The sequence below is a fragment of the Flavobacterium kochi genome, from assembly GCF_048286715.1.
Lineage (GTDB): Bacteria > Bacteroidota > Bacteroidia > Flavobacteriales > Flavobacteriaceae > Flavobacterium.
In genome coordinates, this window is sequence record NZ_JBLVPW010000030.1 from 20,742 (window position 1) to 46,142 (window position 25,401).

General features: G+C 34.2%; 18 protein-coding genes and 1 pseudogene. 14 read left to right on the plus strand and 5 right to left on the minus strand.

Annotated elements, in window-relative coordinates:
- Positions 1-48: 48 nt before the first annotated feature.
- Positions 49-753, plus strand: a pseudogene (locus tag ACNQGH_RS19085) (LOG family protein).
- 43 nt (positions 754-796) lie between these two features.
- Here the strand turns inward: ACNQGH_RS19085 and ACNQGH_RS19090 are convergent.
- The 4 genes from ACNQGH_RS19090 to ACNQGH_RS19105 form a co-directional block, all read right to left on the minus strand.
- On the minus strand, positions 797-2,938 hold the full coding sequence (locus ACNQGH_RS19090; RefSeq protein WP_417957619.1) for an ATP-binding protein: 2,142 nt from the start codon (positions 2,936-2,938) through the stop codon (positions 797-799).
- Positions 2,939-3,003: 65 nt separating this feature from the next.
- Positions 3,004-4,143 carry a PAS domain S-box protein gene (locus ACNQGH_RS19095; RefSeq protein WP_417957620.1) on the minus strand — a complete coding sequence of 380 codons (1,140 nt, stop codon included), beginning with the start codon at positions 4,141-4,143 and terminating at the stop codon, positions 3,004-3,006.
- A complete protein-coding gene (locus ACNQGH_RS19100) occupies positions 4,144-6,324 on the minus strand; it encodes a chemotaxis protein CheB (RefSeq protein WP_417957621.1) in 2,181 nt (726 codons plus the stop codon).
- Between the two features lie 442 nt (positions 6,325-6,766).
- Positions 6,767-12,412 (minus strand): PAS domain S-box protein, encoded by a 5,646-nt coding sequence (locus tag ACNQGH_RS19105; RefSeq protein ID WP_417957622.1) that lies wholly within the window; start codon positions 12,410-12,412, stop codon positions 6,767-6,769.
- A 469-nt stretch (positions 12,413-12,881) separates the two neighbouring features.
- Between ACNQGH_RS19105 and ACNQGH_RS19110 the strand changes: the two genes are divergently transcribed.
- The 13 genes from ACNQGH_RS19110 (at position 12,882) to trpA (ending at position 24,383) form a co-directional block, all read left to right on the plus strand.
- A complete protein-coding gene (locus ACNQGH_RS19110; RefSeq protein ID WP_417957623.1) occupies positions 12,882-13,334 on the plus strand; it encodes a MarR family winged helix-turn-helix transcriptional regulator in 453 nt (150 codons plus the stop codon).
- A 13-nt stretch (positions 13,335-13,347) separates the two neighbouring features.
- Positions 13,348-13,980 (plus strand): NAD(P)H-dependent oxidoreductase, encoded by a 633-nt coding sequence (locus tag ACNQGH_RS19115; protein ID WP_417957624.1) that lies wholly within the window; start codon positions 13,348-13,350, stop codon positions 13,978-13,980.
- Between the two features lie 27 nt (positions 13,981-14,007).
- Positions 14,008-14,574 carry a YceI family protein gene (locus tag ACNQGH_RS19120; protein ID WP_417957625.1) on the plus strand — a complete coding sequence of 189 codons (567 nt, stop codon included), beginning with the start codon at positions 14,008-14,010 and terminating at the stop codon, positions 14,572-14,574.
- A 224-nt stretch (positions 14,575-14,798) separates the two neighbouring features.
- The gene (locus ACNQGH_RS19125; RefSeq protein ID WP_417957626.1) at positions 14,799-16,076 is read left to right on the plus strand and encodes a hypothetical protein; all 1,278 of its coding nucleotides are present in this window, start codon (positions 14,799-14,801) and stop codon (positions 16,074-16,076) included.
- 301 nt (positions 16,077-16,377) lie between these two features.
- On the plus strand, positions 16,378-16,944 hold the full coding sequence (locus ACNQGH_RS19130) for a YceI family protein (RefSeq protein ID WP_417957628.1): 567 nt from the start codon (positions 16,378-16,380) through the stop codon (positions 16,942-16,944).
- Positions 16,945-17,219: 275 nt separating this feature from the next.
- Positions 17,220-18,620 carry an anthranilate synthase component I family protein gene (locus tag ACNQGH_RS19135; RefSeq protein WP_417957629.1) on the plus strand — a complete coding sequence of 467 codons (1,401 nt, stop codon included), beginning with the start codon at positions 17,220-17,222 and terminating at the stop codon, positions 18,618-18,620.
- 49 nt (positions 18,621-18,669) lie between these two features.
- Positions 18,670-19,236: an anthranilate synthase component II gene (locus ACNQGH_RS19140; protein WP_417957630.1), complete on the plus strand. Its 567-nt coding sequence runs from the start codon at positions 18,670-18,672 to the stop codon at positions 19,234-19,236.
- A 69-nt stretch (positions 19,237-19,305) separates the two neighbouring features.
- Positions 19,306-20,298, plus strand: coding sequence for an anthranilate phosphoribosyltransferase (gene trpD / locus ACNQGH_RS19145; protein WP_417957631.1), 993 nt, complete (start codon positions 19,306-19,308; stop codon positions 20,296-20,298).
- An 83-nt stretch (positions 20,299-20,381) separates the two neighbouring features.
- Entirely contained in the window at positions 20,382-21,161 is a 780-nt protein-coding gene (gene trpC, locus ACNQGH_RS19150; RefSeq protein ID WP_417957632.1) for an indole-3-glycerol phosphate synthase TrpC, read from the plus strand.
- A 113-nt stretch (positions 21,162-21,274) separates the two neighbouring features.
- Positions 21,275-21,904, plus strand: coding sequence for a phosphoribosylanthranilate isomerase (locus tag ACNQGH_RS19155; protein ID WP_417957633.1), 630 nt, complete (start codon positions 21,275-21,277; stop codon positions 21,902-21,904).
- 16 nt (positions 21,905-21,920) lie between these two features.
- Positions 21,921-23,102: a tryptophan synthase subunit beta gene (gene trpB, locus ACNQGH_RS19160; protein ID WP_417957634.1), complete on the plus strand. Its 1,182-nt coding sequence runs from the start codon at positions 21,921-21,923 to the stop codon at positions 23,100-23,102.
- Positions 23,103-23,243: 141 nt separating this feature from the next.
- A complete protein-coding gene (locus tag ACNQGH_RS19165; protein WP_417957635.1) occupies positions 23,244-23,564 on the plus strand; it encodes a gamma-glutamylcyclotransferase family protein in 321 nt (106 codons plus the stop codon).
- Positions 23,565-23,621: 57 nt separating this feature from the next.
- Positions 23,622-24,383 carry a tryptophan synthase subunit alpha gene (gene trpA / locus ACNQGH_RS19170; RefSeq protein ID WP_417957636.1) on the plus strand — a complete coding sequence of 254 codons (762 nt, stop codon included), beginning with the start codon at positions 23,622-23,624 and terminating at the stop codon, positions 24,381-24,383.
- Between the two features lie 83 nt (positions 24,384-24,466).
- Here the strand turns inward: trpA and ACNQGH_RS19175 are convergent, their stop codons facing one another.
- Positions 24,467-25,018, minus strand: a complete 552-nt coding sequence (locus ACNQGH_RS19175; protein ID WP_417957637.1) for a DUF4494 domain-containing protein — start codon at positions 25,016-25,018, stop codon at positions 24,467-24,469.
- Positions 25,019-25,401 lie beyond the last annotated feature (383 nt).

Below are 25,401 nucleotides of genomic sequence, written 5' to 3' on the forward strand. Positions count from 1 at the left end.
TAAATATAAGTGTTTTTTATGTATGTAAGTCGATAACTTTATATCATTATGAAAAAATTCCCGCAATACTACAGACTTTCAAAATCCGAATCTTTGTTTGTAAGAGAACCATTATCACGATTTAAAAACTTAGTTTTCTTATTTAAAGTCCTTTATAACTTCATTAATGCATTCCGCAAAATGCACTTTATCGGTCCCTGTGTAACCGTCTTTGGCTCTGCGCGATTAGCAAAACTAGGATTTACAGTAATGACCGGCGGAGGTCCCGGTATAATGGAGGCGGCAAATAAAGGAGCTTATGAAGCTGGCGGCTATTCTGTGGGATGCAATATTGTCCTTCCTGTAGAACAAAAACCAAATCCTTATTAACACAAATGGATCCATATCCCCTATTTTTTTGTTCGGAAAGTAATCTTGATAAAATACTCCTATGCATTTGTTGTTATGCCTGGAGGAATTGGCACTTTGGATGAATTATTTGAAGCCCTGACTTTAATTCAGAATAAAATAATAAATAATTTTCCGATAGTAATTTATGATAAAAAATACCACGAGGAGCTCATTCATCATATCCATGTCATGTCAGAAAACGAAAGTATCAGTCCCGAAGATATGAAGCTTTTATTTGTCACTGATTCCGTTGATGAATTAATAGCGCACATAAAAAAACATGCCATTAAACGATTTGGTTTAAAAAAGCAACCGTATAGCGCCAATTGGTGGGTTGGAAAAAGAAAAAATAAAAACAAGTAACTGTACTCTCAGCTTCTCTTTTGCTTTGCTACTAAATTAAAAATTATTTATCCAGCCACTTGTGCAGAATCAATTCTAGATTTGATTTGATAATTGGCTTTGCAATATAATCATTCATACCCGCTTCTAAACATTTTTCTTTTTCTCCGATCAGTATCCCGGCAGTTAAGGCAATAATAGGAACGTTTTTTGCTTTTTTTAATTTTCTGATTTCGACAGTTGTTTCATATCCATTTTTTATCGGCATTTGTATATCCATTAAAATGAGATCCAGTGCTTCCTTTTTAGACAGTTTTACTGCCTCAATTCCATCTGAAGCTTCTAATAGTATGCAATTGGGAACTATTGCTTTAAGAAGTGTTTTTATCAAAAGCATATTAATCTTATTGTCCTCGACAATTAATATTTTAATGGGATTTAAAATTTCAGGGGATGTAATTTCATTTATCCCTTTCGTGCTTTCGCCATGGCTTGGTTCGATCAGATGCTTTGATTTTTTAAGATCTAGGGTAAAGAAAAAATCACTTCCGTGTCCATAGCTGCTTATTAGCTCTAATTTACTATTCATCAAACTTAAAAGTTGATTTGAAATGGTTAATCCTAAACCAGTTCCTCCGAATTGGCGCGTTACGGAATTATCCTCTTGGACAAAAGAATGGAATATTTTTTCCTGATTTTGCTGTTTTATGCCGATTCCGGTATCTTTTACTGAGAAAATCAGGGCAGCTGTTTTATCTGCCGGATTGGATTTGTTATAAATATCCAATAGGATATGACCCGATTTCGTAAATTTTAATGCATTCCCTATTAAATTCACTAATATCTGTTTCAATCGTATCGAATCCCCAAAAACATAGTGGGGTACATTCTTATCTAAATTTAAAATTAAATCGATGTTTTTTAAAGATGCCTGATGCTTGAAAAGATCGATAACCTGATGTGTTAGCTCAAAAAGATCCAATTCATCAATATTTAATTCTAATTTTCCTGATTCTATTTTTGAAAAATCTAAAACATTATTTACAATATCAGCCAATATTATTGCCGATTCATTTATCGTTTTCATATATTCCAACTGATTTTCATCAAGATTTGACTTCATTAACAAATCAGTGAAACCAATTATTCCATTTAGCGGAGTTCTAATCTCGTGGCTCATATTCATTAGGAAACTAGACTTCGCTTTATTGGCTGCTTCGGCCTGATCCCTTGCCTTTGTCAATTCTATTTCCAACATTTTCAGTTCGGTAATCTCAATAAAACTACTAATCACTTCGGTTATTTCACCATTGTAATCAAAAACAGGAAATCCATTTAATAAAAGCCATATCGTTCTGGTATTATCAGGTCTTTTAATTCCGATGATAAAATTTTTGATTGGTTTTTTCTTATCAATAATTTGGCTTACCGGATAATTTTCAATTGGTAACGCTTTATAATTTTCGTCTACAAATCTCCATACCGGATTAATTGCTACTTTGCCCTTCATTTGATTGGTACTCAAACCAATCAATTCCGACGCTTTAGGATTAGATAAAATAATAGAAGTGTCCCGAGCATAAACAATAATACCAACATCGATATTATTCAATAATCCGCGATACCTTTCCTCACTTTCCATAAGTGCTGCTTCGGCCAATTTGAGTTGTGTGATATCAACAACTGAAATCAGTACCAATTCCTTATCCTGAGCAACTATCCCAGTGAGGTAAACATTAGTTACACTATTATTTTCCAATAATAAGTTAATCTCGCAGCTTTCCTTGACATTGCTGTTAAATACCTTCTCTAAAAAATAATTAAAAATTGGCTTTGTATCATCCGAAACAAAAAATCCAAACTGGCTCTCCATTAATCGAGATCTTTCTTTGCCTAACGTTTGGGATCCGGTCAGGTTGAGTGCTATAATTTTTCCTGTCTTTTCTAATGTAAAATAACCTGAGGGAGCAAAATCATATAAATCCTCGTACTTTTCAGTAGCAATTTCTGCCTGTTCTTTTGCAACAATAAGCTCTTCATTCTGTATTTCAAGTTCTATTTGATGAACTTCAAATTCATGAATGAGTTTCAACGTATCCGCTTCAGAAAGTGCAGAACTTAACTTTGATTGGTTTGCTTTTTGCAATTCCTCGGCTTTTTTACGAAGAATTACCCTGGCTTCTAATTTGTTTTCAGTTTTTTTCATAATTTCCGCATATGTTAAATACTGCCATTCTTAAAGATATGATTGGGGAATTATAGGTGTTTTTGTTAGTGATTCAAGATTTCATGAATAAAACATTGAATTACCTTATGACTATCAATAAAATACATGGCACTAATAAACTCAACTTTTATTTTTTTTGCTTCAGCTGTTTCAATTTCGATATCCTGAAAATGAACAAATTCTTTTTCATTTAATTCTTTAAATTTTTCCATGTCAGGAATAATTTTTTTAAAAAAAACAATCTTCCAAATTTCTTTTCCTATGAAATTTTCTTTGGTGAGACCTAATAAATCAATTAAAAAAGGATTTAAAGCAGTTATTATTCCTGTGCCGGGGTCAAGGAATAAAATCCCATCCTTGACCGATTTGAAAAGATGATTATAGCGTGTTTCGGAAAAAACCAATGCTTTTTGAGCCTCTACGCGATCCGAAATATCACGGATAATGCATTGCACTACTTTTTTATCATTTACTAAATAAACGTTACTCACAAACTCAACATTTATTTTTCTTCCATCAGCAGTTTCAAGTGGTAAATTTTCATACCGGACAAATTCCTTTTTTTGCAATTCTAAGAATTTATCTTTATTAGCAACTATATCTTTTAAAGAACCAATTTCCCATATCGTCTTTTCGATAAATTGATCATGCGAATACCCTAACATTTCAACCAAATAAGGATTGACATCCATTATCATCCCTGTTTCCGAATTAAGGATTAAAATACCATCCTTTGCCGATTCAAAGAGACGACGGTAACGATTCTCCATTTTAAGAGACTCTTCTGCTTGTTTTGCCGCTGTAATATCAGTAAAAGTAATTACAATTCCATCAATACGGTCGTCCAGAGTACGATAAGGCATTATTCTGACATAATAATAATATCGTCCATCATTTGTCCCTACTTCCTTTTGAATCGGAGTGAGTGTCTTAATAACTTCAAGAGCATTACTTTCCATTTCCGGATATTTCAAATCACAAACTAAATCGGTAAAAGGCCTTCCTGTATCAGCGCCCCTTAATTTAAATATTTTAGTCACCGGATCTGTAAATCGACGAATATTTAGTTCCTTATCCAGAAAAAGAGTAGCTATTTCTGTACTGTTGAGCAGGTTTTTCATGTCGTTATTTGCCTGTTCAAAATCTACTAATTTACTTTGAAGTTCCGCATTAACCGTTTGCAATTATTCATTTAGACTTTGCAGCTCTTCTTTGGAAGTGGTAAGTTCTTCGTTAGTGGATTGCAATTCCTCATTAGTCGATTGCAACTCTTCATTGGTCGACTTCAGTTCCTCCTGAGAGGTTTGCATCTCTTCACGAGTACTGTTCAAATCTTCATTACAACGAATCAGCTCTGCTTCTAGTTCCTTTTGTTTTCTGGAAACACCTTGTTTTCTTTCTTTTAATGTATTTATATCCGATTCTATACTTTCTGGCACATCACTGAATATCAACATAATCATCCCTTTTAAAGCGTCCGGACTATCGATTTGTTGAAGTGTTAAATTTACAAAATATTTACTTCCGTCATCAACTATTTTTACATTTTCAACTTTTACCGGATCAAAATTTTGCAGCGCTTTACGGAAAGCAACAGGCAATTCATTTCTCAAACCTTCACGGGCCATTGCATGTATATTCCAATTGGCTTTACCGGCTACCGGCTCTAGATATTTACCCGTTCTGCCCGTAATATAAATGATGTCTCCTTTATTATTAACCAATATACTTGCTGGTGAAAAACGCTGAAGTAAAATTTGATCTGCGAGGATTTGTAAGTTTTCAACAACCTTAGTTTCTTTCATAATGTCGGTAGTTAATCTTTTAATTTGGGAAAAAGAGCTTGGAAAATTAGTAAATTCCGGAGCTCCTGCTTTTGAAGTACGTCTAAAAAATTTCCATTTGGAATCAATCACTTCAAATCCTTTGACACTGCTAGCTATAGTTTCTGCGGTTCCCAGTACCATTATCCCACCCGGATTAAGGCTATAATTAAATAACCTCATTAATTTATTCTGCAATTGGGGCTCCATATATATCAGCATATTTCGGCAAGTCAATAGATCTAATTTTGTAAAAGGAGGATCTTTTATGACATCATGAGGAGCAAATACTATCATTTCCCGAATGGTTGAATTCATACGATATCCTGTTTTTTCGGCAGTAAAAAATCGACTGATTCGCTCCGGAGACACATCTTTTATAATATTAAATAAAAAGACTCCTTTTCGCGCTTTCTCAATTGCAACAAGATCTAAATCAGTGGCAAAAATCTGGAATTTAATATTTTTCTTTTTTCCAATTTTCGCCATAGCTTCCTCAAAAACTATAGCCATGGAATAGGCTTCTTCTCCTGTTGAACAGGCTGGAACCCATGCTCTGATAGTATATCCATCCGGAATTTCTTTCAACAGCTGAGGAATAATATCCTCTTTGAGCTTATCCCAAACAGCGGTGTCTCTAAAAAAACTGGTTACACCTATCAATAACTCTTTAAACAGTAATTCAATCTCTTTTGGATTTTCCTGTAAAAAACGGACATAGGTATGTATTTTTTCTATTTGATGTATTGCTTTTCTCCTTTCAATGCGGCGCATTAAAGTACTTTTTTTATACATTGAGAAATCATGTCCGGATTGTTCTCGTAAGAGAATTATAATTTTATCCAGGCTGCTTTCAATTTTGACGGGTACTTCAGAATCCATGTTTATTTCAGGAAAGTATTTGAGTAAGGAAATCAGTTTAGCGGGTAGCTCTTCTACTGGAGCCACAATATCAGCTATAACGGCATCGATTGCATTGCGAGGCATACTATCAAATTTTGCCGAAGCAGGTTCCTGAACAAGCACAATTCCATTCTTTTCTTTAATAGCTTTTATTCCTAGACTTCCATCAGATCCCATTCCGGAAAGAATGATTCCAATACTTTTTTCCATTCGGTCCAATGCCAAGGATCTAAAAAAAATATCAACTGGTAATCGCATACCACGAGATTCAACCGGATCAAACAAATGCAATTTCCCGTTTAATATTGACAGGCTTTTATTTGGTGGAATTACATAGATATGGTTCGGTTTAACCTTAAGCGCATTGGTTGCTTGCAAAACCTTCATTTGTGTCATTCTTTGTAATAACTCAGGCATTATTCCAACATGTGTAGGATCCAAATGTTGAATAACCACAAAGGCCATACCACTGTTATTAGGCATGTTCTTAAAAAACAATTCTAATGCCTCAAGTCCTCCAGCGGAAGCTCCAATACCAATCACCGGAAAATCACTGTCATCGGCTCCAGACAAGACTGAATCTGTTTTCAAATCTAAAACTTTGTCTTCCCCAAGACTGATTTGATTTTTTTTTATCATCACAAAATTAGAATTATCTAGATCTTTTAGTTGTTGAGTCGAATTGCTTCATTCACAATTGCTCTTTTTATTTCAGCACTATTCGTACGACTAAATTAAGACGTTATCATGGGCTAAATCCCTTTTTACAAAGGTAAAGAACGTTAAATATTTATATTTTTTTATAAAGACATCATTGGAATTTAACAACTGACCAACGTATTCAAAGAATAGATTTCGATTTACACAATCCAAAAAAATAGTGTATCTATACCAAACCTGACACTTTATTGTTCTTAATTTAATATTTAATCAAATTTATGGCTAATCAATGTTAAATTTACTAAAAACAAACAGCTATTACAAATAAATTAAATACAATAATCCTTAAACAAACTCAAACTGCCGTAAAAACAAAAAAGTGTTTAAATTTAATAAACACTTTTTTCAATTTCAAAATAAATTATTTTTTAGACAACCATTTGTATAACATTTTTTCCAAATCACTTTGGATAATTGGTTTTGGCAAATAATCATTCATTCCTGCTTCAAGACATTTCTCTTTATCACCAACCATTATTCCAGCAGTTATTGCGATTATTGGAATATTTTCCGCATCTTTTAATTTCCTAATTTGCTCAGTTGCCTCATATCCGTTTTTAGTTGGCATCTGAATGTCCATTAAAACAACATCCGGTTTTTCTTTTATAAACCGTTCAACGGCCTCATTTCCATCCTTAGCTTCAAAAATAGTGCAATTAGATACTATTCTTTTTACTAGTGTTTTTGCCAAAAACATATTGATTTTATTATCCTCGACTATTAAAATCTTTGTATCACTTGGAATTTCTCTGAAAATAATTGCGCTCTCATTACTTGCATCATTCGATTGTAAATCTACTTTTTTCCTATGCTTAGCCTTTTTAAATTTAATGTCAAAGAAAAAATCGCTTCCATCTCCATATTTACTAATCAATTCTAATTTAGTGTCCATTAGCGCTAAAAGCTGATTTGAAATAGCCAAACCGAGTCCAGTACCTCCAAATTTTCGATTTGTAGAATTATCTTCTTGTACAAAAGAATTAAATATTTTTTCATTGTTGCCTCCTTTTATACCTATTCCGGTATCTTTTACTGAAAATTTTATGTTTGACCACTTTTTATCCTCTTGGGATATCTCGTTGATATCCAATCGTATTTCTCCAAAATTGGTAAACTTTACAGCATTACTCAATAGATTAACTATTACTTGTTTTAACCGAACAGAATCCGCAAAAATATATTGAGGAACGTTTTCGTCTATATGCAGCGTTAAATCTATCTTTTTTTGATTGGCTTGGTATTTAAATAAATCAATAACTTGATTCGTTAATTTAAAAAGATTTATTTCTTCAATATCCAACTCTAATTTTCCAGATTCTATTTTAGAAAAATCCAAAACATCATTAACGATTTCCATCAATGAAGTTGCAGATTCATTGATGGTAGTCATATATTCTGCTTGATTTTTCTCTAAATCTGACTTCATCAATAAATGAGTAAACCCGATGATTCCATTTAACGGAGTTCTGATCTCGTGACTCATATTGGCAAGAAAATCAGTCTTTGCCTTATTAGCGGTTTCAGCTTGTTCTTTAGCTTTAACCAATTCCTCTTCCATCAATTTTTGTTCGGTAACGTCTATAAAACTGACCACAATTTCAAATATTTCACCATTGGAATCGATTTCAGGAAAGCCATTAATTAAGAACCAAACAATATCATTCGTTTCAGGCCGGTTCATTCCAAGTCTGAAATTTTTAATTGCTTTTTTATTTTTTACAATTTGATAAACTGGATATTTTTCTATCGGCATAGCAGAATTGTCTTCATTCAAAAATTTCCAGACGGAATCAGTAACCGTTTTTCCTTTCATTTGGCTATTACTCAACCCCAATAATTCTGATGCTTTCTGATTGCTAACCATAATGGATGTATCCGGAGCATGAACCACTATACCTGCCTCAAGATTATTCAACAAACCGCGGTATCTTTCCTCACTTTTCAGCAATGCATTATCTGATTGTTTGGCACCGGTAATATCCCGAGACAGACAAATAAAATGTATCTCATGATCTTCAATTTCCTGCATGGGTGCGATTGAAAGTTCAAACCAATGCAAGCCACTCGGCAACTGCAATGAATATTGCCGTCCAATCGAGAATCCCTTTTCCGAAGCTTCCTGTATCGCTAATTGACATAAATTAGCAACATCTAAAGGCAATACTTCAGAGAATGTTTTATTTAGAAATAAGTTTGCCGGCATCGCTAACAAATCATCCCGACGGGAATGATAATTATAAATTTTACCGTTAATATCGACTTCAAATAGCAAATCAGGAATAGCATCAAGTACAGCCTCCAGTTTTTTGTGTATTTTTTTAAACTCGTCTTGTGCTTTTTTTCGTTCACTTATATCCCGTACTATTGCTACTATCCGTCCGTCAGCAATCATTTTGGCAGTAATTTCAACAGGTATCAACGATTGATCCCTAGACAACATATTATATTCCATCAATGTTTGTTCACCGTTAAGCAATTCTTTAAGCATTACCGGCCTGCTTTTAAGCTGATCGATCGCATACAAATCAATCAGATTTTTTGCACAAAGTTCCTCTTTAGTATAGCCAAGCATTATACAGGCACTTTCATTTGCCTCAAGTAAATTCCCCGAAATATCATTGATAAAAATAGCGTCCGAAGCCTGTTCTATAAGGCTGCGATACTTTTCTTCACTGTTAAGAAGCTGTTCTTTAACATTCTGCAACTCAGTAATTTCAGTCATTGAACCAATAAAACGTCTTGCTTTTCCAGATTCATCCCTAATGATCACGGCACGATCATAAAAGTATCCATAACTACCATCCCCTTTTTGAAAACGAAATTCGTCGGCCCAAATATTTGTTGCACCAGCATAGGTCTCTTCAAGCCTTTTGATGACTCTTTCTTTATCATCCGGATGTATTCTGGAGCGCCATATTACTCTAGTATCAATCGCACTTGGTTCACCATTGCTACCAAAATCAAAAAGCTCGGTAAATGCTTTATTATTCCAACTTTGCCCGGTCACTAAATCTACTTCAGATATAGCATCCTTTGTTGCAACTGAAATCATTTCAAATCGTTCATTAGCAATTTTAATTTTTTCCTCTGCTTTTTTAATTTCTGTTAGATCTAATCCCATTCCAAGCAAACATTTTTTCCCTTCATATTCTATAGCAAGTGAATTGATATAATACGGAACTTTGTTTTTTGTTTTTGTATACAATTCCACTTCTATACCAGAATATTTTTTATCAAACACTGATTTTATTCTTTCCTGAATCCTTTCTTTTTGCGTTTCTTCATAAAACTCAAACGGTCTCATTTGGCTTATTTCTTTACTATTGTATTCAGAAACATATTCAAAATTTTTGTTCCATTTTAAAAATTTTCCGGAATCGTCATAGAGATAAAAAATACCTGGCAGATTATTGATTATTGTTTCTGAAAGCTGTTTTTCCTTTAAAATGAGATCTCCTGCAATTTTGCGCTCCGTAATATCAGTAATGGTGCCTATGTAGCCCACAATTTCATTTTTGCTATTTCTTTCCGGAATCGCCTGTCCCATCACCCAGGAAATTGACCCGTCCGAGCGAACAAAACGATATTCTGACAGCGAGATTTCTTGATTATAAGTTGCATTTTCCCATTCATTAAACAGCATTTTTTTATCCTCTTTATGAACAGCAGTCAGCCAACCATTTCCTAAAGCTTTCTCATAAGATAAGCCTGAAATTTGGCACCAGCGGGGATTAACATAAGTAGTGAGTCCATTTGTATCAGTACAAAAAATTCCTACTGGCGATACTTCAGTAAGGGTGTGATAGCGTTCTTCGCTTTCAAAAACTGCCTCTTCGGCTTTTTTGCGCAAAGCTTCTTTTTCAAATACCTCCAGCGCAAAATTCACATCACCAGTTGCCTCTTCCAATAATGCAATTTCCTCAGCGTCAAAAAAGTTTTTTTCACCAGCAAAAAAAGAAAAAACACCTATTACTTTTCCTAATTTTTTTATTGGCACAGCCATGGACGAAAAATAGCCCCGCTCTAAAGCTTCTTCTTTCCATGGCAGCATCATAGAATCATTCTGAATGTCATTGCAAACGACATATTTCGCTTCTCTGCATGCAATTCCGGCAGGACCATTACCTTCTGGTATATCTTCAGTTGAAATCGTTTTTATTATAGAAAAATACCCGCTATCTTCACCCGCAATCATTCTCGGAATTAATTTTTTTGTATCTTCATCTACCATTCCAATCCAGGCCATTTTAAACTTCCCTAATTCAACAGCTATTGTGCAAGCCTCCTTAAAAAGCGTTTGTTCATCAGTCGTACGAACAATCATCTGATTGATCTGACTTATAAATAAATAAAGTCTATTGGCCTTAATAAGTTTTTGTTCTGCTTCTACCCTTTCAGTGATATCAGTAATAATTCCATGACAAATTACTGTCCCTTCCAGTTCTACGACTGGCAAAGAGTTCATTTCATGCCATACCAATCCTTTTATTGGATGTCGGTAACGGTATTTACCTTTGAGCGGAACTAACTTTGACTTGGTTGCCTTAATACTTTGCATGACATAGTCCAAATCATCAGGATGAATCAGTGAAAAAATGGTATTAGCATCATTTTCAATAGCTTCATAAGTAAATCCGTAGATTTCTTCAACAGCATTACTAGCATAAGGATAACATAAAGAACCATCCTTATTTTGACGCATCGAATAAATTAGACCCGGCGAAGTAGCCGCAATTTTGGCAAACTTATCTCTTTCTTCTTTTAACGTTTCAATTACTTTTTTACTCTCCGTACTATCTTTAACAAAACCCAGAAAACGATTTTCCGACAGTTTTACAGCTTCAACGGACCACCATTTAATGGCTCCGTTTTTATGAATCGCTTTAATTTCTTTTTTTGCAATTCCATTATCTAAAAGATTTCGGAACTCCTTAAAATAATCTTCAAGTGAATCGACGGTTGATAAATCTCCAAACTTCATTGTTAACAGTTCCTCTTTTGAGTAGCCGGTCAATACTGTTGCCGCATGGTTTACATCTAAGTAATTTCCTTTTTCATCCAAGACAAAAACGCCATCCGGTGCATTTTCTAAATAATTCTTAAACTTAGCATTGCTTTCTTCTTCGATTACTTTTAGTTTATAGTCAACTTCTGCTTGTTCTTTGGCTTTAACCGCTTCTTCGATTTGTTTTTTCAAACTAATATCCTGAGTATTCACCCTGATTGCATATACACTTCCACTATCATCCAATAGGGGAAAAACAGTTTCTTGGACCCATTTTATTTTATTATTAAAAAAAACAGCACTTTGTTCGACTTCAAAAGGCTTTTTATCAAGAACCAATTGTGCTATTTTCCTTTGGAATAATGCAGCGTTTTCCTGAGAAAAATGATTTAAATACTCCTTAAATAAGTCTTGATCTATCGTTTTTTCAACTTCAAAAATGGCATACAGTTCATCCGACCAAAATATTTTTTTTGTATTTAAATTGAATTCCCAAGCACCAATTTTTGCAATTTTTTGTGCATGGTTTAATAAGTTTTCGCTTTTAATTAATTTTTCCTGGGTATTTCTTATTTCAGAGATATCTTTTCCTATCGCATAAATATTTTCAGAAGAAATACTGTTTGCAGTCCATTGAATGGTAACAAATTCATTATTCTTTTTTTGGAATCTATTCTCATAATTTACAGAAGGTATCCCCCTAGAAAGTTTTTCAATCTCTTTTAACGACCTTTCAAGATCATCTGGGTGCAAAAGATGGATTAAAGAATTGTTAAGTAATTCTTCTTTTGAATACCCCAAAATGTTAACAAAAGCGGGGTTTATCTCTTTGAAAAAAGCATCAATTCCCACAATGCACACCAAATCATTAGATTCTTCGATAAAAAATTTGAAACTAGCCAATGACTCTTCTTTTTTTAGTAACCGATCTATTTCTATCTCCTGCTCTTTCATTCTCTTGAGTAGATCGTTATAGGTAGGTTCTGCTTCTTTCATACTCATAAAATCAAATTTTAATCAAAAATTCATTAGAACTCTTAAATGTAACAAAAATACCATACCGAATTAAATGTATTTATTTAAATATAGTATTTAACAACTGCTCAGCGCTTTTTTTCTGTGAAAAATAATTAAACAGTAACGTTTTTAAGCAATTACAAGTATCATAGGAAGCAGCAAAAGCGTTGGGAAAACCAAAAAACCGATTTGCGCTCAATAGCAATGCCTCCAAATGAAATCAAAACCTCTTACGGATGCATAAAATCCATCAGATTATTTGGATTTTCTTATAAATTAAGATTACTACAACAACGGCAAATATTTTTTACAAAAACGCAAAAAAAAACACAATCATCTAAAAATCAATTATTTACACAATCTTAAAGTTATTTTAACAAAAAAATAACAAACACTTGTATATACAAATATAAAAAGTGTTACATTTGTACCGACAAATGAGATACATTGAGGCATGAAAATTGAAGATGAAATAAAAAGTACAGTAGCATTGAACATATCAAAAAAAATTATTCTGAATATATTATATACTCAAAATGTTATTACTGATAATTTCAATGAAATATTGAAGCCGTATGACATATCGGGAGAACAATACAATGTGTTACGAATATTAAGAGGTCAAAAAGGGAATCCCGCAAATATGTGTCTGATCCAAGAACGTATGTTAGCCCGAACTAGTAACACAACTCGATTAGTAGATAAATTATTATTGAAAAATTTTGTTACTCGAAATGTTTGCCCTGAAAATAGAAGAAAAATTGAAGTTCAGATTACGCAAAAAGGATTAGACATTTTAACTGAATTAGACCCGAAGGTAATAGAACATGAAGAATTTTTTTCAAAAAAATTAAATAACGAAGAATTAGTACAGTTAAATCATTTATTAGAGAAATACAGAAATTAAATATATTAAAATTATGAATACATTTTTAGAAAATCAAAACTGGAGATATGCGACAAAGAAATTTGATGCTTCCAAAAAAATAACACCAGCAGATTTAAATACTTTAAAAGAAGCCATTCGTTTAAGTTCCTCTTCTTATGGATTACAGCCTTATAAAGTAATAATCGTTGAAAGTCCAGAATTAAGAGCGCAGCTTCAGCCAGCAGCCTGGGGACAATCTCAAATTGTTGAGGCTTCTCACCTAATCATTTTTGCAAATGAGACTAACGTCGACGAAACAACAATTGATAGTTATTTGAAAAACATAAGTGAAACAAGAAATACTCCAATTGAAGCTCTATCTGGTTATGGCGACTTTATGAAATCTAAAATTGCTACTTTAGATAGTGACGTTAAAAACATTTGGACAGCAAAACAAACTTACTTAGCTTTAGGTAATTTATTGAATGCTGCAGCAGAGCTACAAATCGATGCTACTCCAATGGAAGGTTTTGTTCCGGCTCAAGTAAACGAAATCTTAGGATTAAACAAACTGGGCCTGAATGCATCATTGATTGCAACATTAGGATACAGACATGAGGAAGACGCGACGCAACATTACAAAAAAGTCAGAAAATCAAACGAAGAATTATTTATTACACTATAATTATTAATTAAAATCAAATTTAAACACATGAAAAATTTAAAATCAATTGCATTGGCAGTAGTAGTAGTTTTATCTACTTTATCAGTAACAGCACAAACTAAGAAAGTGGATGCTTCAAAAAGCGCAATCAGCTGGGTTGGGAAAAAAGTGACCGGACAACACAATGGAACTGTTGCCATCAAATCAGGTTCATTAGCTTTTAAAGGAAAAAAATTAGCAGGTGGAACTTTTGTTGTTGACATGACATCATTGACCGCAACTGACCTTCAAGGGGAATACCAAGGAAAATTAAACGGTCACTTGAAATCAGAAGATTTCTTTGGAACTGAAAAATTTCCAACCGCAACATTGGTTTTCAAAAAAGTAGCTGTAAAAGCTCCAAATGTTTACACTGTAACTGGTGATTTAACAATCAAAGGAAAAACAAACCCAATTACATTTGATCTTGCAACTACAAAAAATGCTGCTGCAACATCATTTAAAGTGGATAGAACAAAATATGACATTAAATATGGTTCTGGAAGTTTCTTCGACAATTTAGGAGACAAAGCAATCTCTGATGATTTTGAATTAGATGTCGCTTTGATATTCTAATATTTTTCAAAAATAATGAGCAAACCCCAACAGGAAAAAAACTGTTGGGGTTTCTTTTTACAATAAAATAAAAGCCCCTTACAGACTAAGTTAATACTCCGATTTACCAGACCTTATTATAACAATCAAATAACATACAAACAGTACTGTCTTAACATATGCGAAGTAATTTTGAAAATAAAAACATATTCCTCTCTGGAATTGAACTCAAAAAAACTTTAATTATGAAAAAAGCCCTATTTATTATATTCATTGGTCTGCTAAACAACCTGTCCATAAATGGGCAACAAATAAAGGGAGTCATCGGTGAAACTAATTGGATGAAAAACTGGACCAATTTCAAACCTGCTTCTGAAGAATATCCCGATGCAACAAATATTTTAACCGGTACAATAACTACTGATCTCAAACTGTATAAGAAAAACACGTATCGACTAATTGGAGTTGTTTACCTAACTAATAATGCTGTATTGACTATAGAACCGGGAACAGTAATAAGAGGAGATGTTGAAACATGTGGTACACTGGTTATAACAAAAGGCTCAAAAATTATGGCAGAAGGAGAAGAAACAGATCCTATAATTTTCACCTCTAACAGAGAAATTGCGTCCAGAAAACCCGGAGATTGGGGAGGTATTATCCTACTTGGAGAAGCTCCCATAAATAAAATTGGAGGGGTCGGTTTTTTAGATTTTAATCTAGACCCTGCAGTTAGTCATTATGGTGGCGAAAATGAAGACAGCAATTCTGGAACATTAAAGTATGTTCGTATCGAATTCTCAGGAAGAAAACTAAATGCTTTGAAAGAACTTAACGGACTATCATTGGCGGGTGTCGGACGAAAAACTAAATTTAATTTCATTCAAATCAGTTTCTCAAATGATGATTCTTTTGAGTGCTATGGCGGAGACGTAAATTTTGACAATCTCATTTCATTCAGGGCAACTGATGACGATTTTGATTTTACTCAAGGTGCGCAGTGCAATGTAAGCAACAGCATTGCGATTCGCTATCCGTATTCATCCGATATTTCCGGTTCTCGATGTTTTGAAATAGACTCCTTCGACAAAATTGAAAACACAGACTTAACTAAAAAATTAACCAAAATAAATGCCACAAATATAACTTTGGCAAACTTGGAAGACAACAATCAGGGCTTAGTTAAAGAAGCTATTTATATTAAAGACAAAAGCTATTTTAGCCTTCGTAACAGTGTTATTTCAGGATTTAAACTTTGTGCCCTGCTCGACGGAAAAATAGCCGCTTTTTCAGAAAATTTAGCAAAAATAAATCTCCAAAATTTACTCATTAACAATTGCATTGATAAAATCCAAAGTGAAGTAGCAGCCAATAATGCCGAAATAATGAATTGGTATGCTAATGATTCCTTTTCTCTGGAGTATTCTAAAATCAATAACTCCAATCTGTTTTCAGAAGCAAATGTTAAAAAAACACCTGATTTTAGACTAAAAACAAACGCCAACATATCCCTAAGAAATTAAACCTTCTTTTTTAGCGTTCCATTTTTTAATTCCTATAAATCGCAAAAAGCAACTGCCGGAATCTTTTTTCAATCCAATGAATTTTCGATTAAAATCAGCTGTAAAAACTACTACACACATTGGATTGTGGGAATGCATTTATTAATAATTTTATATTGTAAAACTGGTAACAAAATTAACTAAGATATGTCCATTCCGTACATTAAACTTGGAATTGATTTTTGTAACTTTGACTTCGGATAACTAAATTTGGATCACTGTTTATTTATTCAGCCTTGGCTTTTAACTTAAAAATATCATTATGAAAAATTTAAAAAAAATTAGTCTCGTTGTAATACTCCTTTTTACATTTATCAAAGTGGAAGCACAAACCAAGAAAATTGATGCCTCGAAAAGTAAAATTATTTGGATTGGAAAAAAGGTAACTGGTCAGCATGAAGGAACTGTAAAACTTAAGGACGGATACCTTATTTTCAAAAACAATAAAGTGGTTGGGGGAAATTTTACCACAGATATGAAATCAATAACAAATACCGATCAGACCGGAAAATCAAAAATAAAACTGGAAGACCATCTGAAATCAGGCGAGTTTTTTGGTGTTGATGAATACACCACTTCAAATTTAGTTTTTAAAAGTATCGGAGATAAAGGCAATAATATTTATACTGTCACCGCCGATTTAACAATAAAAGGAATTACTAATCCCGTAAAATTTGATTTTATTGTTAAAGGGAATACCGCAACTGCTGCTTTGAAAATAGACCGAACAAAATATGACATAAAATACGGTTCCGGAAGCTATTTTGATGATTTAGGAGACAAAACGATTTACGATGAATTCGAATTAAATGTTGATTTAGTCTTTTAGCCTAAATTTATTTAACAAAAAAACATTAAATTTAATATTTTTTTTGGTTTTTTATTTTTGAATAATCGAAATTCATTTATATATTTGTCATAAGAAAAAAAATGATGAAAACAACAATAAACAATACTTGGTGGTGGAACAATTTACGTCAGTCGTCGTGAAGTAAGCTTCCTATAGTATTATTAAACTATAAATATGAAAGGCTTGTCATCACGACAGGCCTTTTTTTTTGTGCCCATTTTATCACTATCACACAACATTAAAAAACATACAAATTGAAACCTTTTATACTAAATACAAATTACAAGCAAATCCTTGCCGATACCATTACTCCAGTAAGTGTATATCTCAAAATTCGCGATAAATTCCCTAATAGTTTATTACTGGAAAGTAGTGACTATCATGGCAGTGACAATAGTTTCTCCTATATTTGCTGCAACCCGATTGCTTCTATAAAAATAGAAAATGAAATTATCTATAAAACATTTCCTAATGGGAGTTCTGAGAAAACTGCAATCGAAAAAAACACCAATATTCCACAGGTGATTCAAGAATTTTCAGGGCAGTTCAAATCGGAGAAAAATGATTTCAAATTCATCAATAATGGTTTGTTTGGGTACATATCATACGATGCGGTTCGTTATTTTGAAAAAGTAACTATCGCCAAAAAAGACAATAGTATTTCTATTCCTGATGTTTATTATGCGGTCTACCAAAATATTATTGCTATCAATCATTTTAAAAATGAAGCTTACATTTTCTGTCACAGTTTAGACGCAAGAAATAACATTTCAGAAATCGAACAATTATTACAATCGCGAAATATTGCTTCTTATAAATTTTCGAAAGAAGGAGACGGATTTTCTAATTTGACGGATGACGAATTCAAGCACAATGTAGCTTTGGCCAAAAAGCACTGTTTCAGAGGCGATGTATTCCAGCTTGTTTTGTCCAGAAGATTCACCCAAGGTTTCAAAGGCGATGAATTTAATGTATACAGAGCCTTGAGAAGCATCAATCCTTCACCTTATTTATTCTTTTTTGATTACGGGGATTTCAAAATATTTGGTTCTTCGCCTGAAGCACAAATTATTGTAAAAGACCGCAAAGCTGAAATTCACCCTATCGCAGGAACTTTCAAAAGAACGGGTGATGACGAAAAAGATGCGATACTCGCCAAAGAATTATCTGTAGATAAAAAAGAAAACAGCGAGCATGTAATGTTAGTGGATTTGGCCAGAAATGATCTAAGCCGAAATGGTAATAATGTCAATGTCGAAAAATATAGAGAAGTACAGTTTTTTTCGCACGTTATTCACTTAGTTTCAAAAGTGACCGGACATTTGCACCCAAACGCAACAACGATGCAAGTCGTAGCCGATACTTTTCCGGCAGGAACATTAAGCGGAGCGCCGAAACACAGAGCGATGCAACTGATCGAAGATTATGAAAAAACCAGCAGGACCTTTTATGGTGGCGCTATCGGTTTTATGGATTTTGAAGGTAATTTTAATCATGCTATTATGATTCGTACTTTCCTGAGTAAAAATCATCAATTGCATTCCCAAGCCGGGGCAGGAATTATTGCCAGTTCCGATGAAGAAAGTGAAATGCAGGAAGTATATAATAAATTGAGAGCCTTAAATGCCGCTTTGGATTTAGCGGAAACAATTTAAAAAAAGACGAAAGAGACAACACGAAAGAGACAATACGAAAGATAAAAACATGAAAAAAATACTAGTCATAGACAATTACGATAGTTTCACTTATAATTTGGTGCATTATCTCGAAGATTTAGATTGTGAAGTAACTGTTTACAGAAACGATGAATTTGATATTGATGAAATTGCAGTTTTCGATAAAATTCTTCTTTCTCCCGGACCTGGAATTCCAGATGAAGCGGGATTATTGAAAGAAGTCATTAAAAAATACGGACCAACCAAAAGTATCTTTGGTGTATGCTTAGGACAACAAGCGATAGGCGAAGTTTATGGAGGAACACTTTCTAATTTAGATAAAGTATATCATGGTGTTGCTACCAATGTAAAAACAGTAGTAGATGATGAACTTTTATTCGAAGGATTAGGGAACGAATTTGAAGTTGGACGCTATCATTCCTGGGTGGTTGACACCAATCTGCCGGATGTCCTGGAAGCCACTTCATTCGACGAAAACGGACAGGTGATGTCGTTGCGTCACAAAACTTACGACGTTCGTGGTGTACAATTTCATCCGGAAAGCGTTTTAACTCCAAATGGGAAAAAGATATTGGAGAATTGGGTAAAGAGTTAGTTTACAGATTTCAAATCATAAAGTAAAAATTTTGAGTCTCTGAGCCTTTGTGGCAAAAACAACATAAAAATGAAAAACATATTAAACAGACTGATCAATCACGAAATACTTTCACAAGAAGAAGCTAAAACCGTATTGGTAAATATCTCCAATGGAAGTTATAACGGCAGTCAGATCGCTTCTTTTCTTACCGTTTATATGATGCGAAGCATCAGTATAGAAGAGCTTTCCGGTTTTCGTGAAGCATTGTTGGAACTGTGCATCCGCGTGGATTTATCAGCCTACAACACTATCGATTTGTGTGGAACGGGCGGTGACGGAAAAGACACCTTCAATATTTCAACCTTGGCCTCTTTTGTGGCTGCGGGAGCAGGAATAAAAGTGGCAAAACACGGAAATTATGGTGTATCCTCTATATCCGGATCTAGTAATGTGATGGAAAAGATGGGAATCAAGTTCAGTAATGACACTGATTTCCTTGAAAAATGCATCGACAAAGCAGGTATTTGTGTTTTGCATGCACCATTATTTCATCCGGCCATGAAAAACGTAGGTCCAATTCGAAAAGAACTGGCTGTGAAAACCTTCTTTAATATGTTGGGACCAATGGTTAATCCATCCTTTCCAAAAAATCAATTGGTGGGGGTTTTCAATTTAGAAATGGCCAGAATGTATGCCTATTTGTATCAAAATACTGATGTGAATTTTACCATATTGCATTCGCTGGACGGCTATGACGAAGTTTCATTGACCGGACCTACAAAAACGATTACCAGTGCAATGGAAGGTATGCTAAATCCGGAAGATTTTGGTGTTCGCCTTTTATTGCAAAACGAAATCGAAGGTGGAAAAACTATCGAGGAATCAGCTCAAATATTTACTTCCATCATTTCTGGAAAAGGAACCGAAGCCCAAAACAATGTAGTTTGTGCCAATGCTGCAATGGCAATAGCAACGGTCACAAAATGTTCTCCTCTGGAAGGATTTCAAATAGCAAAGGAAAGTTTACAATCTGGAAAAGGACTTGCCGCCTTGAAAACAATACAGGAATTGAGTAAATAAAACAGTTTAAGGTTTACAATTGCAGCAATGGATTATTGCGAATAATGAGCACTTTAAGCAAAGAAAAATTTAAACAAATAAGAATGAATATTTTAGATAAAATTATAGTTGACAAAAAAAAGGAAGTCATTCTCAAGAAATCAATCATTCCTGTTTCGCAATTGGAAGCTTCAGTTTTCTTTGCAAAAAAGACTATTTCTTTGAGTAATAATTTAAGAAACAGCACATCCGGAATCATTGCAGAACACAAACGTCGTTCCCCTTCCAAAGCAGAAATAAATTATAGTTTTACAGTTGAAGAAGTAACCAAAGGATATGAAAATGCGGGTGCCTGTGGAATTTCAGTATTGACCGATGGAAAATATTTTGGCGGTTCATTAGACGATTTACTTTTGGCAAGAGCCACAGTAAACATTCCGTTATTGCGCAAAGAATTCATTGTTGATGAATACCAAATATTGGAAGCTAAAGCTCATGGGGCCGATTTAATTCTGCTTATCGCAGCGGTTTTAACAAAAAACGAAATCAAATCGTTATCAGAATTTGCTAAAAATCTAGGATTGGAAGTTTTATTGGAAGTACATAATCAGGCAGAACTGGAAAAATCAATCATGCCAACATTGGATATGATTGGTGTAAACAACCGAAACCTGAAAACATTTGAAGTGAGTTTGGATTTCAGCAAGCAATTGGCGTCACAAATTCCAAATGATTTTGTAAAAGTTTCCGAAAGCGGGATTTCATCAGTTGAAGCGATTAATGAATTAAAGCCCTACGGATACAAAGGATTTTTAATTGGAGAAAACTTTATGAAAACGGATAATGCCGGCAAAGCAGCAATGGAATTTATAAATCAACTGTAAAATAATCCAATTGCCATCAGTGTTCGAAAGCCTCGGCTAAAATAAACAATAATTAAACTTTGTGTTTTTGCCTTCATGGCAAAGAATACAAAGTAGTAGCTAAAAAACATACTATGAAACTCAAAATCTGCGGCATGAAATATCTCGATAATATACGCGATGTAGGCTCGCTCCTACCCGATTATATGGGATTTATATTCTGGGATAAGTCCGCACGGTATTTTGATGGTATTATTCCAGCCGTATCAAAGTCAATTAAAAAAGTGGGTGTTTTTGTAAATGCCACACCAGAAGAAATTCTTGAAAAAACAACAAAATATGATTTGCAAGCTGTTCAATTACACGGGCAGGAAACGGTTGAATTTTGTTTGAACTTAAAGGATAAAATAGACCGTACAATTGAAATCATAAAAGTATTCTCAGTCGATGATACTTTTGATTTTGAAATACTGAAGCCATTTGAAGCTGTTTGTGACTATTTCCTTTTTGATACCAAAGGGAAATTACCTGGTGGAAACGGGATTACATTCGATTGGAAAGTATTAGAAAAGTATCCTTCAAGCAAACCATTTTTCCTGAGTGGAGGAATCGGAATTAATGAAATGGCCGCTGTAAATGAGATTTCGAAAACCAATTTACCCGTTTACGCCATTGATATAAACAGTAAATTTGAAATAGAACCAGGATTAAAAAACATACAATTATGTACAGACGCAATTCATCGCGTCTCTACGCATAAATAAAATAAAAAATAAAATTATGTCATACAACGTCAACGAAAAAGGCTATTACGGAGAATTTGGAGGTGCCTTCATTCCTGAAATGTTATATCCAAATGTGGAAGAATTACGTCAGAATTATTTAAAGATCACAGCGGAACCAGAATTTCAGGCTGAATTTGATGCATTGCTTAAAGACTATGTAGGCCGTCCTACGCCGCTTTATTTTGCAAAACGTCTGTCAGAACAATACAACACCAAAATCTACTTAAAAAGAGAAGATTTATGTCATACCGGTGCACACAAAGTGAACAACACCATTGGACAAATTTTATTAGCCAAACGTTTGGGCAAAAAACGAATCATTGCTGAAACGGGTGCCGGTCAGCATGGCGTTGCAACAGCAACTGTTTGCGCATTAATGGGATTGGAATGTATCGTTTATATGGGAGAAATCGACATCAAGCGTCAAGCGCCAAATGTAGCTCGTATGAAAATGTTGGGTGCCGAAGTTCGTCCGGCCCTTTCGGGATCACGCACCCTAAAAGATGCCACTAACGAGGCCATCCGTGACTGGATCAACAACCCAGTTGACACCTATTACATCATTGGATCTGTCGTAGGCCCCCATCCATATCCAGATATGGTAGCACGTTTCCAAAGCGTAATTTCTAAGGAAATCAAAGAACAATTGTTAGAAAAAGAAGGTCGTGAAAATCCTGATTATGTAATCGCTTGTGTAGGTGGCGGAAGTAATGCTGCCGGTGCGTACTATCATTTTCTTGACAAGGAAGACGTGAACATTATTGCGGTCGAAGCAGCAGGTTTAGGCGTAGATTCAGGCGAAAGTGCCGCCACATCGGCATTGGGAAAAGTAGGCGTTATTCACGGAAGTAAAACCTTGTTGATGCAAACTCCCGACGGACAAATCACTGAACCTTATTCTATATCGGCAGGATTAGATTATCCTGGTGTAGGTCCTATGCACGCTAATTTATTTGCAACAGGAAGAGCGCAATTTATCTCGATTACAGATGATCAGGCGATGCAATGGGGACTGAAATTATCTCAAATGGAAGGACTGATTCCTGCTATCGAAAGTGCACATGCCTTTGCGGTTTTGGACGAAATGCAATTCAAACCGGAGGATGTTGTAGTGATCAATCTTTCCGGTCGTGGAGACAAGGATTTGAATACCTATATTGATTATTTTAAATTATAGTGGGGCGTTACCACTAAAAAAAATCGGCAGTACGTTATCTCTTTCTTGTCTTTAAAAAGAGGACAAAAAAAGTTACTTCCAGCTCTAACGCAACGATAAAAAAGATTTGAATTTAAAACTAAATTTTTCAAAACAGAAAACATGGAACAATTATTTGCCTACGGTACCTTAAAGGATAAAGACATTCAGGAAACTATTTTTGGCCGAATACTAAAAGGAGTGCCCGAAACACTAGTTGGATATGTAATAAATGAAATCAATATAGAAGAAGAATTTGGAGTAGAGCAGTATCCAATTATTACACCAACCCACAATCAGGAGGATACCATCAGCGGAATCCTATATGAACTGACAGAAGCGCAACTGCAACAGGCTGATAGTTATGAAGGGATACATTACAAACGAATTCAGGTTCAGTTGCAATCCGAGCAAACGGCATGGGTTTATAGCGCCACCACATAAATTGGTCAAAAACTATAACGTCATAAAACAGATTGTAAATCTGATAAAACATAAAAAATGAACAGAATAAATCAAAAATTACAAGAAACTAAAAAGATACTTTCCATCTATTTCTCTGCGGGATATCCAAACTTAAACGACACCGTACAAATCATTCAGGATTTAGAAAAAAGCGGTATCGATATGATTGAAATTGGATTGCCATTTAGCGATCCATTGGCTGATGGACCAACAATTCAAGCCAGTTCGACCCAAGCGTTGCATAATGGAATGACAACACAAGTTTTGTTTGACCAATTAAAGGATATCCGAAAATCAGTTACTATTCCCCTAGTGGTTATGGGCTACTTCAATCCAATGTTGCAATATGGTGTAGAAAATTTCTGCAAGAAATGTGCAGAGATTGGCATCGACGGATTAATCATTCCTGACCTTCCTGTTGATGTTTATGCCAACGAATACAAGGAAGCTTTCGAAAAATACGGATTAATCAATGTATTTTTAATTACACCGCAAACTTCTGATGAACGCATCCGTTTTATTGACAGCGTCTCTGACGGATTTATATATATGGTAAGTTCTGCAAGTGTTACAGGCTCCCAATCTGGTTTTGGAAGCATCCAAGAAGATTATTTCAAACGCATTGCAGCAATGAATTTGAAAAACCCTCAAGTAATAGGATTTGGAATTAATAATGCGGAAACGTTCAATCAGGCAACTGAATTTGCTAAAGGAGCAATTATTGGCAGTGCTTTCATTCAGCATTTAACAGAAAATGGCACTGAAAAAATTGATGAGTTTGTAAAAGCGATTCGATAAATAAAATCATTCCATCTAAAAACCAAACGGCGTTTAAGTTCATTAAGCGCCGTTTTTTATGGTTACTATTTATAAGTAAACACTTATACCTCTAATAAAGTGTTAGCTTCTATAGCATCCAATGTTTCTGCTACTTCTTCTACTTCAAGTTTAGAAGCTTTGAGCGCATTGAACCTTTCTAATTGCTGTATTTCCCCTTCGTCACCACTGAAATAAGGAAAAACATCCATAATCGGAGATTCCGAAATAGCAGGTATGGTATAGTCTCCCATAGTGCCTTTCATTACACTGGTGGTGTTATCAAAAGCTTCTTTTACATCATTAGCTTGCACTAATAAATACATATTCGACTTTCGTTCTTTGCCACTTTCTTCGTCATACGCCAATAAAGAAACTTTTGATTTAAACCAGCGGTCCGCATTTTCGAAGGGATGTATCTCCGCATAATTTGCCACTTTTATATTCGTGATTTTAAATTCTTCACTAATATAAGCAGACATCTCTTCATTAATTCTGCTTTCTGCTTCCGTATAGGATAAAGCATCTACCAAATAAGGTTCTGTCGTGATCTTTTGCGCTCCAGTATCATCCGTTTTTCTGTATTTTACCTTGCATTCATACCAAATTGTGCTCATATCTTTTTTTTTAGGATGTCAAAGATAGATTTTAAAGGAAAATAAATCCACAATTCATAAAATAGATATTCACAATTTCAGGTGGTGCCAGCATTAATTTTTTCTGTTACTAAACATACACTTAACCATTATTTCAATAGATTTGTAAGACGTGAATTAATCATTGCAGGGCTTGCAAATCAGAACCATCAGACCAAAGAACATCATAAATACAAACGCCCTATTTTCAAATGAATCCCAGAATTGAAACTTTAGAAGAAAAAAAATTATCGAGTTACTTACATAAAAAACACTTATATTTATAGTAAATACAAGGATATGGAAAAGATATTTCAGGGTGAGAATATTTTAGAGTTTATAAAGACATTCCCAGACGATCAAAG